Origin of the sequence: Synechococcus sp. MIT S9503 (genome assembly GCF_047304175.1) — a bacterium.
GTDB lineage: Bacteria > Cyanobacteriota > Cyanobacteriia > PCC-6307 > Cyanobiaceae > Synechococcus_C.
The window spans coordinates 746569-759105 of record NZ_CP138955.1; the positions used below are offsets into that span (position 1 = coordinate 746569).

Annotated in this window: 11 protein-coding genes and 1 pseudogene; 11 read left to right on the top strand and 1 reads right to left on the bottom strand. The window is 56.5% G+C overall.

Annotated features, from left to right (window positions below; translation table 11 throughout):
• Positions 1-40 precede the first annotated feature (40 nt).
• The 11 genes and pseudogenes from SIB56_RS04075 to fmt all read left to right on the top strand — a co-directional run bounded on the left by SIB56_RS04075 (position 41) and on the right by fmt (position 11231).
• On the top strand, positions 41-409 hold the full coding sequence (locus SIB56_RS04075) for a YkgJ family cysteine cluster protein (protein ID WP_413325676.1): 369 nt from the start codon (positions 41-43) through the stop codon (positions 407-409).
• The gene (locus SIB56_RS04080) at positions 409-738 is read left to right on the top strand and encodes a TMEM165/GDT1 family protein (RefSeq protein WP_413325677.1); all 330 of its coding nucleotides are present in this window, start codon (positions 409-411) and stop codon (positions 736-738) included. Before SIB56_RS04075 ends, SIB56_RS04080 begins: the two co-directional genes overlap by 1 nt.
• Positions 739-779: 41 nt before the next feature.
• Positions 780-1085, top strand: a complete 306-nt coding sequence (locus SIB56_RS04085; RefSeq protein ID WP_413325679.1) for a TMEM165/GDT1 family protein — start codon at positions 780-782, stop codon at positions 1083-1085.
• Positions 1086-1207: 122 nt separating this feature from the next.
• Positions 1208-3580, top strand: coding sequence for an RNB domain-containing ribonuclease (locus tag SIB56_RS04090; protein WP_413325680.1), 2373 nt, complete (start codon positions 1208-1210; stop codon positions 3578-3580).
• Positions 3577-4185, top strand: coding sequence for a flavin prenyltransferase UbiX (locus SIB56_RS04095; protein WP_413325682.1), 609 nt, complete (start codon positions 3577-3579; stop codon positions 4183-4185). Before SIB56_RS04090 ends, SIB56_RS04095 begins: the two co-directional genes overlap by 4 nt.
• Entirely contained in the window at positions 4182-4688 is a 507-nt protein-coding gene (locus SIB56_RS04100; RefSeq protein WP_413325684.1) for a hypothetical protein, read from the top strand. The genes SIB56_RS04095 and SIB56_RS04100 overlap by 4 nt, the downstream gene beginning before the upstream one ends.
• A gap of 1119 nt (positions 4689-5807) precedes the next feature.
• Positions 5808-6227 (top strand): annotated as a pseudogene (locus SIB56_RS04105) (DUF2996 domain-containing protein); the annotation flags it as partial.
• Positions 6228-6298: 71 nt separating this feature from the next.
• Positions 6299-7381 (top strand): magnesium-protoporphyrin IX monomethyl ester (oxidative) cyclase, encoded by a 1083-nt coding sequence (acsF, locus tag SIB56_RS04110; RefSeq protein WP_413325686.1) that lies wholly within the window; start codon positions 6299-6301, stop codon positions 7379-7381.
• A complete protein-coding gene (locus SIB56_RS04115; protein WP_413325688.1) occupies positions 7381-8829 on the top strand; it encodes a TldD/PmbA family protein in 1449 nt (482 codons plus the stop codon). The genes acsF and SIB56_RS04115 overlap by 1 nt, the downstream gene beginning before the upstream one ends.
• 2 nt (positions 8830-8831) lie before the next feature.
• The gene (locus tag SIB56_RS04120; RefSeq protein ID WP_413325691.1) at positions 8832-10199 is read left to right on the top strand and encodes a TldD/PmbA family protein; all 1368 of its coding nucleotides are present in this window, start codon (positions 8832-8834) and stop codon (positions 10197-10199) included.
• A 24-nt stretch (positions 10200-10223) separates the two neighbouring features.
• Entirely contained in the window at positions 10224-11231 is a 1008-nt protein-coding gene (gene fmt / locus SIB56_RS04125; protein ID WP_413327102.1) for a methionyl-tRNA formyltransferase, read from the top strand.
• Positions 11232-11256: 25 nt separating this feature from the next.
• Here the strand turns inward: fmt and SIB56_RS04130 are convergent, their stop codons facing one another.
• Complete coding sequence (locus SIB56_RS04130) at positions 11257-12507, bottom strand: DEAD/DEAH box helicase (RefSeq protein ID WP_413327105.1); 1251 nt, start codon at positions 12505-12507, stop codon at positions 11257-11259.
• Positions 12508-12537: the final 30 nt, after the last annotated feature.

Consider the following 12537-nt stretch of genomic DNA (forward strand, 5'->3'; position numbering starts at 1 on the left):
CACAGCGGCAAGCCGTTGAAGCCATCTGCGAGGCTGATCAATGACACGCAGGGGTGAGCGTTGGTCCTGCATGGATCAGTGCGGTGCCTGCTGCCGACTGGCACCCGATGAACGTCCAGAAGCGGTGGAAGCTCTTGATCCGATTCAACGAAGTGAATATCTCTCAATGGTCGGCGCTGATGGCTGGTGCATTCACTTCGACAGTGGTTCAAGACGATGTCGTATCTATGACGCACGGCCGGACTTCTGCCGCGTCAGCAGTCTCTGCAACCTGTTTGATATCGAACCTGAACACGCCGATCCGTTTGCAATTGCGTGCTGCCGGCAACAGATCCGTTCGGTTCATGGCGGTCGCAGCAGGGAACTACGTAAGTTCGAACGTCTCATCCGCACCACGGACACCCTGTGATGACAGATTCCGGCACCACACAACGGCCTGGTTTCGCGACTGTCCTTCTCACAACCTTCACCACTGTTTTTCTGGCAGAACTGGGAGATAAAACCCAGCTCGCAACCCTTCTGCTGTCAGCGCAATCGGGTCAGCCCTGGTTTGTGTTCGGAGGTGCCGCACTGGCGTTGATCTGTTCAAGCCTGGTCGGGGTGCTTGTCGGACGGTGGCTCTCGACCGTGATGCAACCTGAGCGGCTCGAACAAATGGCCGGTCTGCTGATGATGGGTCTTGGTGTTTGGCTTGGCTCTCAGGCACTGCAGTCGCTGATCACGACCACCCCCATTTGATCAACTCCCCGGTGGATCCGCCGCTGCACATTTCCCTCTCCATGAATCTGACCCTGCTTCTCTCCACGTTTGCCACGGTTTTTCTGGCGGAGCTGGGTGACAAGACGCAATTAGCGACCGTTGCCATCAGCGGCACGTCAAAGCGACCACTGGCGGTGTTCATCGGCTCATCCTCAGCGCTTGTGCTGGCGAGCCTGATCGGTGCCATCGCGGGCGGTTCACTGTCGACAGTTGTTCCCTCCGACTGGTTGCAGCTGATGGCCTCGCTTGGATTCCTGGCAATCGGCCTAAAACTGCTCTGGCCGCTTCTCAGCGGCAGCGAGGCAGCAGCACCGGTCGATGACTGAATCTCTTTGGGAGCCAGAAGCTCGTAAGATTGATGAATCAAGGGTTGGCGCGGTCCTCCGCTGTACGCGCACCCGAGATGTTTCCTCCCGGTCCTGAAGGCCGGTTCCCGCACATCGTTCCGATGAAATTCACGGTCGCTGACCTGCTTGATCAGGTACCTGCTGAGGGCAACCTCGAGACCGCCAAGCTCGAGAAGATTCTGCGACTGACCAATCGATCCGAAAAGCAGTCACTCGAGCTCGCCCTTCGAGGTCTGAAGCGTCTTGGAATTCTTGACCTTGATGACGATGGAGCCATCTGCAGAGGTACGGCTGACGATCTGGTGGAGGCACGTCTTCGCTGCAGCAGCAAGGGATTCTGTTTTGCAATTCGCGATGACGGTGGCGATGACATCTACATCCGCGATCATCAGCTGAACCATGCCTGGAACGGCGATCGAGTTCTCGTCAGGTTGACCCGTGAAGGTGGCCGCCGCCGTTCACCCGAAGGAGGCGTTCAATGCATTCTTGAGCGCTCCACCACAAGCCTGCTCGCTTCGGTGGAGCTACAGGAAGAACGCGTCATCGCCATTCCGCTCGACGATCGACTGCTGGCATCGATCGAACTGCCATCAGACGATGCCGGCCATGCGGATCAACCGCTCGGCATAGCCGTTGCAGAAGTGGTGCTTGATCGCTACCCCGTCGCTCAGTTTCCAGCACAGGGTCATGTTGCGCGTTCCCTGCCGCTTGACGGTGGTTCCAAGGCTGATCGTGAACTGTTGCTCACCAAGGCCAATCTTCACCAACGCCAGTCTCCTCCCCGTGCCAGTTTCAAATCACCATCGGCCAAAAAACGTGAGGACCTGACTGCACAACCCGCACTCATCATTAAGGGGTGGAATGCTGACGATGCCCCAGCTTTGCCAGCCGTCCACGTCATTCCTCACGATGGCGGCACCTGTCTGTGGATCCACGCTCCGGCCGTCGCCGAGCGATTGAGTCCCGGGAACAGCTTTGATCAATGGCTGCTCAACCAGTCGGAAAGCCTCTGTCTTGGGGGGGACTGGCTTCCGTTGCTGAGTTCTGCTCTTGCCAAGGCAAGCGCCTTTGCAGTTGGAGAAGATCAGGATGCGGTATCCCTTCGATTGGATATCGGGCCGGAGGGTGATTGGCGTGACTGGGAGTTCTGTCTCAGTCGGATTCGTCCCGTTGCGGAAGTCAATTCCGACGCTTTGCAGGCGCTGGAATCACGTAAACCGAAGTCAAGAGCTGTTCCTGCCGGCTTGAAACCGATCAAGGATCAGATCGGCCAGATTGAAACTCTCATTTTTTGCGCAAAGAGTCTTCATGACGCCGAACAATCGCAAGGTCGCATCGAACTCAATCTGACGCGCGCTCAGGTCGAGGATCTCGGGGATCTCAACCAAGTTTCGCCTGATGGTGATGGTCAGAACTGGTCGCTGCCCCTGAACATCAGCTGCCCGAATTCGATTCTCTCTGTTTTGCTCCGTCATGCCCATCGCGTCTGGGAAGAACACAGTCGAGAACTTGGCTTACCCGTCATTCTTCTCGATGCACCAGCTGCCGATGAGTCGACTTTGAATGACGTTGCTAAATCAGCTGTTGCTCTTGAGGTTGCACTCGAACTCGATGAAGATGGAGCTCCGTCGCCTTCCGAACTGGCACTGGCAGTGTCAAACAGCGATTCAAGTCATGTTCTCAATCTTCAACTGAAGCAGGCATTGCCAGATAGCTTCTACAGGATTTCAGACAACCTCAAAGATCGGGACGACAAGCTTGAAACGTCTGAAGATCCAGCCAATCCTTCTCAATCGGATCAGGCCGAAGCTGATGGTCAGAAGAATTCCGATTCCATCGTCTTAGGTAGGGCAGGACTCAATCCGGTTGCACCCTGGTGCTGTCCAACGCTTCACCAGGCTGATGTCATCAACCAGCAGATTCTCTGCCTGCTTCTCAATGAGGGGAAGGATCGTCCAACCGTTCGACACAAAACCAAAGTGAAGCTGGGAGAAAAGGGAGTTGCCGCTTCTGTGAGCTGGCCGCTCCTGACAGCTTCCCAGGATCAGAAAATCAACGACATGATCCGTGAACGCACCCTGCAGCGTTTGAATACACGTCGCCGTCAGGCTGAAGAGCTGAAGAAAGATGTGCTGGCGATGACCAAAGCCCGCAGTGCCGTGCCGATGCTCGATCAGCAGAGGACCGGCACGATCAGCGGAGTTCAGAGCTATGGCTTCTTCGTTGAAATCGCCCCTTCGATGGTTGAAGGTCTCGTTCACGTCAGTTCACTGAATGACGACTGGTATGAATATCGATCCAGACAGAATCGTTTGGTGGGTCGAAGAAGCAGACGTGTTTATCAACTTGGCGACAGCGTTGAGGTGAAAGTTCTCAAGGTCGATGTGCTGAGAAATCAGATCGATCTCGAAGTGGTTCCCTCAAGTACTCCTGTCTCGGACGATTCTTTGCCTGTCGCTGTGAGCGTCGAATGACTCCCTATGTGATCGGTGTCAGCGGTGCCTCGGCGCAACAGCTGGCTGAACGCACACTGCAGTGGATGCTGCGCCGCGATTTCAGCGTGCACCTGATTCTGAGTCGTGGGGCGCATGGCGTCTGGCGTGCCGAGCGCTCGATTTCGGTGCCAGTCGACCCAAAACTCCAGGAACGTTTCTGGCGTGAACGTCTCGGAGTCAGCGAAGGACAACTCGTCTGTCATCGCTGGGATGATCAATCCGCTGTGGTGGCCAGTGGAAGTTTCCCCACCAAAGGAATGGTTGTCGTCCCCTGCTCCATGGGCACCGTCGGTCGCCTGGCGGCAGGGCTTGCCGGAGATCTGCTTGAACGCTGTGCTGATGTTCATCTGAAGGAGAATCGCCCTCTTGTGATTGCTCCACGTGAGATGCCCTGGAACCTTCTACATCTACGCAATCTCACAACGCTCGCTGAAGCAGGTGCTCGCATTGCTCCTCCAATTCCAGCCTGGTACACACAGCCCGAGAGCATCGACGACATTCTCGACTTTCTGGTGATGCGTCTCTTTGATTCGCTCGGAGAATCCCTTACTGATCAAAAACGCTGGGAGGGGCCTCGGAGATGACATCCTTACAACGTCTGCTGCTGATTCCCTGTCTTTCACCTCTGTTACTGACGCTGCTCGTCGGTGGACTCAACCTCGGTAAGGCTGGAAGTCTGCGCATTCTTACTTGGGAATTGCCCACACTTCCCATTGGAGTTTGGATGGTGGTGGCCTCAGCAACCGGTGCCGTGCTGGGTTCCGGAGGTGTTCTTGCAGCAGGTTCATCAGCTGCTCAGCATACGCTTCAGCGTGAGGTTCGGCGTCCTTTTTCCTGGAAGGAAGAAACCTTTGAGCAGGAGCAGCAACATGTCGCATCCACCGCAGCGACCATGCCATGGCCTGAACGGGATGTTCGTGATCCCGCACCCACTGTTTCCGTGCCTTTCAGGGTGATCCGCACAGGTCGGGGGCCTCAGGGCAATCCTGCTCAGCCTGATCTGAATGGGAAAGTGGCCTCTCAACCTGCTAAGGGTTCATCGCCAGGCATTGATGACTGGAATCAGCCGATCTCCTCTGATTGGTGATGCTGGTGAGGGGTGCCCTGGGCTGTCTACAGTCCCGCGAGCGATTGACGTCCGGTGAGCGAAACCTCTGACAACCCTGCCAAGCCGGACAAGACTGTCGAGCCAGATACACCTGCAAACGCTGAGGTTTCGGCTCAGGAGGAAGTGCCTGCCAAGACGGAGGCAGAGGCCAAAGCCGACAACGCTGAGAAGCCAGCTCCAGCGGCAGCTCCCGATGCACCCGCCAAGGCTGAAACAACTGCCAAAACGGAGGCAATAGCCAAGCCCGACAACGCTGAGAAGCCAGCTCCAGCGGCAGCTTCCGATGCATCCGCCAAGTCTGAAGTACCTGCCAAGACAGAAGCAGCGGCCACACCCGACAACGCTGAGAAGCCAGCTCCAGCGGCAGCTTCCGATGCATCCGCCAAAGCTGAAGTACCTGCCAAGACAGAAGCAGCGGCCAAAACCGACAACGCTGAGAAGCCAGCTCCAACGGCAGCTTCCGATGCACCCGCCAAGTCTGAAGTACCTGCCAAGACAGAAGCAGCGGCCAAACCCGACAACGCTGAGAAGCCAGCTCCAGCGGCAGCTCCCGATGCACCCGCCAAGGCTGAAACAACTGCCAAAACGGAGGCAATAGCCAAGCCCGACAACGCTGAGAAGCCAGCTCCAGCGGCAGCTTCCGATGCATCCGCCAAGTCTGAAGTACCTGCCAAGACAGAAGCAGCGGCCACACCCGACAACGCTGAGAAGCCAGCTCCAGCGGCAGCTTCCGATGCATCCGCCAAAGCTGAAGTACCTGCCAAGACAGAAGCAGCGGCCAAAACCGACAACGCTGAGAAGCCAGCTCCAACGGCAGCTTCCGATGCACCCGCCAAGTCTGAAGTACCTGCCAAGACAGAAGCAGCGGCCAAACCCGACAACGCTGAGAAGCCAGCTCCAGCGGCAGCTTCCGATGCACCCGCCAAGTCTGAAGTACCTGCCAAGACAGAAGCAGCGGCCAAAACCGACAACGCTGAGAAGCCTGTTCCAGGGGACAAGGCCAAGGCTGTCAAAGCTGACAAGGCGCCCGGTGCTCAACCAGCTGCCGACAGTGCCGCGAAGGTTGCCAAGGCTGATTCAACTGACAAGCCAGCAAAACCTGCCAAAGCTGAGAGTGCCGACAAGCCGGCAAAGCCAGCCAAGCCTGCTGCCAAGCAGAAACCCGAAGACAAGCCTTTCGCGGACTTCATTCAGGAGGATCTGCTGCCGGCGCTCACCAAGTCTCTGACTGAGCGCGAGAGTGCGCCAATCAGTCTCGCCCTGGTTGAAGGAGAAAGACCAGTTGTGGGAGGCCAATGCTGGATGGTCCAGGGAGAGTTACCGGCAGGACGACGTTTCTGGCTTTGCTTCGCATCCGATGCGATCACCTCGGGCAAGACGATTGCTCTGGCTGAATCCGGTTCCGATCCAAGCCTGCTCGAATCGTTTCTGATCGATGAGAAGCGCATCAATCAGGCACTGCTGGAATCACGCTTGCTTCAGCGCCTGAATGGTCAGAAATGGTTTGGAGGCAACTGAACCAATGGGTAACAGCCAACCCCGGCTGTGACTCGGCTCGGCCTACGATGGTATGAACACAACAAAAACCGATGGTGCCTCCTACCGCTGTCACCGACGCGAATGCCGGCGGATCCGGTGTCACCGTGAAGGACCCGGTCAAGGACACAATCCTTACTCCGCGCTTCTACACAACGGACTTCGATGCCATGGCGGAGATGGATCTCCGCCCCAATGAGGCAGAACTAGAAGCGATCTGTGAGGAGTTCCGCAAGGACTACAACCGCCACCATTTCGTTCGCAATGGAGAATTTGAGGGTGCTGCTGACAAGCTCGATCCAGAGACAAGGCGTGTCTTTATCGAGTTTCTTGAGCAGAGCTGCACATCCGAATTTTCAGGATTTCTGCTCTACAAAGAACTGAGTCGACGAATCAAGGCACGCAATCCTCTCCTTGCTGAATGCTTTGCACATATGGCGAGAGATGAGGCCAGGCATGCAGGCTTTCTCAATAAGTCCATGAGTGATTTCGGACTTCAGCTCGATCTTGGATTTCTAACCGCCAATAAGAAATACACGTTCTTCAAACCCAAATTTATTTTTTATGCCACTTACCTCTCTGAAAAAATTGGTTACTGGCGATATATAGCAATCTATAGACATTTAGAGAAGAATCCTGAAGGTAGGATTTTTCCTATTTTCAATTTCTTCGAAAACTGGTGCCAGGATGAAAATCGCCATGGTGATTTCTTTGATGCACTGATGAAATCACAGCCGGACACTGTTCGCGGCCTACGTGCTCGACTTTGGTGCCGATTCTTCCTGCTTGCAGTTTTTGCCACCATGTACGTCCGGGATGTGGATCGCAAGGAGTTTTATGAGGCCCTAGGCCTCGACGCTCGTGAATATGATCGGATGGTCATTGACAAAACCAATGAAACTGCTGCGCGGGTTTTCCCGGTTGTCCTTAACGTCAGAAGTCCTCGCTTCTACGAACGTCTGGAAAAAATTGTCCGCAACAACCAGTCATTGCAATCTGTCGATCAGAGTGAAGCTCCTAAGGCTCTCAAGTTCGTACGAAAGCTTCCTCACTGGTTTGCCAATGGGGCCCAGATGGCTTCTCTTTTCCTGATGTCGCCTGTCAGAAGCGAAAACTACCAGCCCAGCGTTCGCTGATGCATTCAATACTCACAAAACCTCAGGCCGGGCTCATTGATTTGAACCCGGACCACCACCCATGGCGTCAGCGACTCGACACTCTTCTCAATCTCGGCGTCAGGGCCGGGGCGGATCTGGTTGAAGTGTTTCTGGAGCGCACCGACCATCTGGGTGTCCTCGCAGAACAGGACAAGATCACCAGTGTGAGCCCATCGTTCGGGATGGGTGCAGGAATCCGTGTCTTCCGTTCTGGCAGGGATGGTTTCGTCAGCACCAATGACCTCAGTGACCAGGGTCTTGAAGAGGCTCTCCAACAAGCTCTTGCCATGCTTCAACTCAGTCAGAGATCATCGACCGCTGACTGTTCGTTTGATGGCCTGGGCACGTTCCGCGATTACGGCACCTCAAAGAACGGTTGGCTTGACAGCACACCTGATCTGGTGACGATCACACAGCGACTGCTGGAAGGAACCCAGTGTCTTCAAAAGCGAGGTCAGCATCTCGATGTGCGCAGGGGCAGCTTCGCGCGTGACTGGCAGGAGGTTCTTGTGGCGGCCAGTGACGGAACATTTGCGCGGGATATCAGGCTCCATCAGTCCAGTGGTCTGAGCGTGCTGGCAGCAGACGGCGAGCATCGATCCAGCATTGCCCGTCGCTATGGAAGCACCGATCGACCGGATGATCTCTGCAGCTGGGATGTGGATGCTTCTGCCCAGGAGGTCTGTGACAGCGCAGCCAAAATGCTTCGTGCCGATTATGTCGATGGGGGCCAGATGCCGGTGGTGCTGGCCAACCGTTTCGGTGGTGTGATCTTCCATGAAGCCTGCGGTCATCTTCTGGAAACCACTCAGGTGGAGCGTGGCTCCACACCTTTCGCGGACAGCGTCGGCGAAAGCATCGCCCATCCCGCCGTGACCGCAATCGATGAAGGTCTGAGTGGTGGCGCCTTCGGCTCCATTTCCATGGATGACGAAGGGATGGAGCCGCAGAAAACCGTGTTGATTGAGAACGGCATCCTGCAGTGTTTCCTGAGTGACCGGGCTGGTGAGATGAGAACCGGTCACGCCCGCACAGGAAGCGGACGACGACAGAACCATGGATTCGCTGCGGCGAGCCGCATGCGCAACACCTACATCGCGGCGGGCCCCCACAGCATTGATGACCTGATCAGCTCCGTTGATCTGGGTCTCTATTGCAAGTCAATGGGTGCTGGAAGCGTCGGAGCAACCGGCCAGTTCAATTTTTCCGTTGAAGAGGGCTATCTGATCAAAAACGGTCAGCTCGGCAAACCGGTCAAGGGAGCGACCCTGATCGGTGATGCGAAAGAGGTCATGCCGAGGATTTCCATGTGTGCTGATGATCTTGAACTTGCCGCCGGATATTGCGGTTCAGTCAGCGGAAGTGTGTTCGTGACCGTGGGTCAGCCTCACGTGAAGGTCGACTCCATCACCGTTGGAGGTCGTTGATCATGGCCAATCAACCTCTCAACATCTCCTCCATTCAGTCTCAGCTGCACTCGCTGGCGCAGCGTGAAGGCGTTTCAAAATGGGATCTTGGCGCGAGTCGGAGCAGCAGTGCCTCGGTTCAGGTTGACCGCGGCGAAGCGAAGCAGCTGAAGGCTTCTCAGCGCAGTTCGATCACGGTTCGTGTCTGGAATCAGCGGGGTCTTGTCGGTATCACAAGCACCTCCGATCTTTCCGATTCAGGTCTTGAAAAAGCGTTGATGGGTGCACATCAGGCCAGCGCTTTCGGAAATCCTGACGACGTTCCAGGCTTTTCTCCGCTCGCCACAGCACCGCAGCCTGATCTACACCGCCCGCTGCAGGAGCCCCAGGGGATCCAGACGCTTCTGGAACAGCTTCTTGATGCTGAAAGACAATTGCTGGGACGTCATCCGTCCATCGGCACACTCCCTTACAACGCCCTGAATGAGGGCAGCAGCGAACGCGTATATCTCAACAGCGAAGGAGCACTGCGTCAGGCACAACGGACCCAGGCCAGCATTTTTTTGATGGCGCGCGCTGAGGAGAGCGGACGAAAACCGCGCAGTGGTGGCGCCGTTCGTGTTGCGCTGGGCAGTCGCGATCTCGATCTGACCGGATGCATCGATGAAGCAGCAGAGCGCACCATCAGCCATCTCAACTATCAACCGATCGACACCGATCGTTATCTGGTGTGCTTCACCCCTGAAGCCTTCCTTGATCTGATCGGATCATTCAGCAGCATGCTCAACGCACGTGCCGTTCTCGATGGTTTGAGCCTCAGCAAGGCTGATTCAATCGGCGATCAACTGGCTGTTCCCTTTTTCAACCTCACCGACAACGGTCTGCATCCGGCCCATGTTGGAGCCATGCCGTTTGATGGTGAAGGCACACCCACCAGGGCGCTCCCACTGATTCAAGAGGGACGTCTGCAGAGTTTCCTGCATTCCGAGGCGACAGCTCGCCATTTCGGAGTGGATCCCACCGGACATGCCGGCATGGGAGCAAAAGTGTCGGTTGGTCCTGACTGGTTCGAAGTCAGTCGTACCCCGGGAATGAGCACCGCAGCTGAGCATCTTGACCACTCCTCAACAACGCAGACTTTCGTTCTGATTGAGAGTCTCAGTGCTCTTCATGCCGGTGTGAAGGCCAGCCAGGGAGCGTTCTCACTGCCGTTTGACGGCTGGCTGGTGAAAGACGGTGAACGCATTTCAGTTGAAGCAGCAACAGTTGCTGGTGATATCCGTGATCTGATGCGTTCAATCGTTCACCTTGAACCTGAATCGGTTGTCACGCATGAAGGCGTCTGTCCCTACGTGTGGGTCGATGGACTTGCCATCACCGGTGAAGCCTGAAGCTCCCTTGCTGAAGCATTGGCTTTGAAGATTCTGTTCTGGGGTACGCCCGGTTATGCGGTCCCAACCCTGGATGCTCTGAACGATGCGGGGCATCGGATCGTTGCTGTTGTGACACAGCCGGATCGGCGCCGGGGTCGAGGCAAACAACTGATCCCTTCAGCGGTGAAAACGAGAGCGCTGGAACTTGATCTTCCCGTTTACACCCCTGAAAAAATCCGTCGGGATCTTTCCTGTCAACAGCAACTGGCCGATCTCGGAGCTGACCTGTCTGTTGTGGTGGCTTTCGGACAGATTCTGCCTCCGGAGGTGTTGTTTCAGCCTCCACTGGGCTGTTGGAACGGTCATGGCTCGCTGCTGCCCAGATGGCGGGGAGCTGGTCCGATTCAATGGTCCATCCTTGAAGGTGATGTCCAGACAGGTGTCGGGGTGATGGCCATGGAGGAGGGGCTTGACACCGGCCCCGTGCTCATCGAAAGAGCACTGGCGATCGGACTGCTTGAGAACGCCCATCAGCTCGGTGAACGACTGAGCCAGCTCACAGCGGAACTGATGGTGGAAGCGCTTCCTCTGATCGAGTCAGCGGGTCCAGGGCCTGAATATGAGCGACATCGCAGGCTGGGATTGCGTCCTCAGAGGCAGGATGTCACCTACGCAAGGATGATCAACAAGAGTGATTACCAACTCGACTGGACCGGTTCCGCACTGGCCATTCATCGCAAGGTGATGGCTCTTTTCCCTGGTGCTGTGACTCACTGGAAAGGTAAACGGTTGAAAATCCTTGTCACGGAACCGCTGATCGCGAGACTTCAGAAGCAGCTCAGCCCTTCTGCCCAGCAACTCGTTGGACGTTGGCCGACCGGTGAGCAATCCGGCGGAACCGTTCTCGGAGCATGTGATGAGGGGCTGATTGTGAGCAGTTCAGGCTGCCCTGTGCTGATTCGGGAAGCCCAGCTGGAGGGCAAGAGTCGTTGCAGTGGTCGTGCCCTGGTTCAGCAATTGCAGGCGCATGATGGCGACACACTCGGATGACAGGGGGCTAGCCCTCAACACTGGTTCAGTGTCTTCGCTGACGGCCCGAACTGCCCCCCTGTCTGCGCCGTGGCCTCTGATTGCTGCGCCGCCTTCCTCCACCAAGATCAATGGGTGGCGCCGTGAGAATCGTTGGCTCAAATCCCTTCACATCCTCCTTGCGAAGAACTTCTCCGGTGAGTCGTTCAATCGCCTTGAGCAGAAGCGATTCCTCTGCGGCAACGAGGGAAATGGCATGGCCGGTTTCACCGGCACGCCCGGTGCGCCCGATGCGGTGCACATAATCCTCGGCAACGTTGGGAAGATCCAGATTGATCACGTGCGGCAGCTGCTGAATGTCAATACCCCGAGCCGCGATGTCGGTTGCCACAAGCACCCGCACACTGCCCTGTTTGAACCCCTGAAGTGCACGGGTGCGGGCACCCTGACTCTTGTTGCCGTGAATCGCGGCCGCTTCGAGTCCTTCCCTGCTGAGCTTCTCAGCAACCCGGTTGGCTCCATGCTTTGTTCTTGAAAACACCAGAACCTGACGCCAGTCACCATCTCTGATCAGATGGCTGAGCAGTTCCGATTTCCTTTTCATGTCGCAGGGGTGGACCACCTGCTCCACGGAACGAGCCGTCTGATTTTCCGGCGTGACCTGGATCTGCAACGGCTGATGCAGGAGACCAGTCGCCAGCTTTCGTATCGGTGGGCTGAAGGTTGCGGAGAACAACAGGTTCTGCCGCTGTTCCGGCAGCAGTCGGATCAATCTGCGGATGTCATGAATGAATCCCATGTCGAGCATGCGATCCGCCTCATCCAGCACAAGGCACTCCAGCTGATCAAAACGCAGCACACCCTGCTGATGCAGATCGAGCAGTCGTCCCGGTGTTGCCACCAGCAGGTCGACACCTTTCTGTAGACGTTCAATCTGCGGATTGATCTTGACTCCACCGAACACGACTTCACTTCGCAGAGGCAGATGCCGCCCGTAGGCACGAACGTTCTCGTGAACCTGAGCAGCGAGCTCACGGGTCGGTGTCAGGACCAACGCACGCACCTGTCCACGTGCCGGGCGTCGACCATGGCGCAGCCGCTCAAGCATGGGCAGTGTGAATCCGGCTGTTTTCCCAGTACCCGTCTGGGCCGCTGCCATCAGATCACGTCCACGGATCACTGCAGGAATGGCCTGTTCCTGAATCGGCGAGGGGTGGACATAGCCCTTGTCCCTGAGCGCCTTGAGCAGCGGCTCTCCCAGTCCCAGGTCATCGAATCCAACCTGAGCGTTGATCATGACAGCGGACTCGCCGATCGTGATGGTGGC

Bases quoted from the DNA above. Each gene is read 5' to 3' on its own strand.
- SIB56_RS04120 (WP_413325691.1), top strand. From the start codon at position 8,832: ATGGCCAATCAACCTCTCAACATCTCCTCCATTCAGTCTCAGCTGCAC.
- SIB56_RS04090 (WP_413325680.1), top strand. From the start codon at position 1,208: ATGAAATTCACGGTCGCTGACCTGCTTGATCAGGTACCTGCTGAGGGC.
- SIB56_RS04100 (WP_413325684.1), top strand. From the start codon at position 4,182: ATGACATCCTTACAACGTCTGCTGCTGATTCCCTGTCTTTCACCTCTG.
- SIB56_RS04130 (WP_413327105.1), bottom strand. From the start codon at position 12,507: ATGATCAACGCTCAGGTTGGATTCGATGACCTGGGACTGGGAGAGCCG.
- SIB56_RS04075 (WP_413325676.1), top strand. From the start codon at position 41: ATGACACGCAGGGGTGAGCGTTGGTCCTGCATGGATCAGTGCGGTGCC.
- SIB56_RS04115 (WP_413325688.1), top strand. From the start codon at position 7,381: ATGCATTCAATACTCACAAAACCTCAGGCCGGGCTCATTGATTTGAAC.
- acsF (WP_413325686.1), top strand. From the start codon at position 6,299: ATGGTGCCTCCTACCGCTGTCACCGACGCGAATGCCGGCGGATCCGGT.
- SIB56_RS04095 (WP_413325682.1), top strand. From the start codon at position 3,577: ATGACTCCCTATGTGATCGGTGTCAGCGGTGCCTCGGCGCAACAGCTG.
- SIB56_RS04085 (WP_413325679.1), top strand. From the start codon at position 780: ATGAATCTGACCCTGCTTCTCTCCACGTTTGCCACGGTTTTTCTGGCG.
- SIB56_RS04080 (WP_413325677.1), top strand. From the start codon at position 409: ATGACAGATTCCGGCACCACACAACGGCCTGGTTTCGCGACTGTCCTT.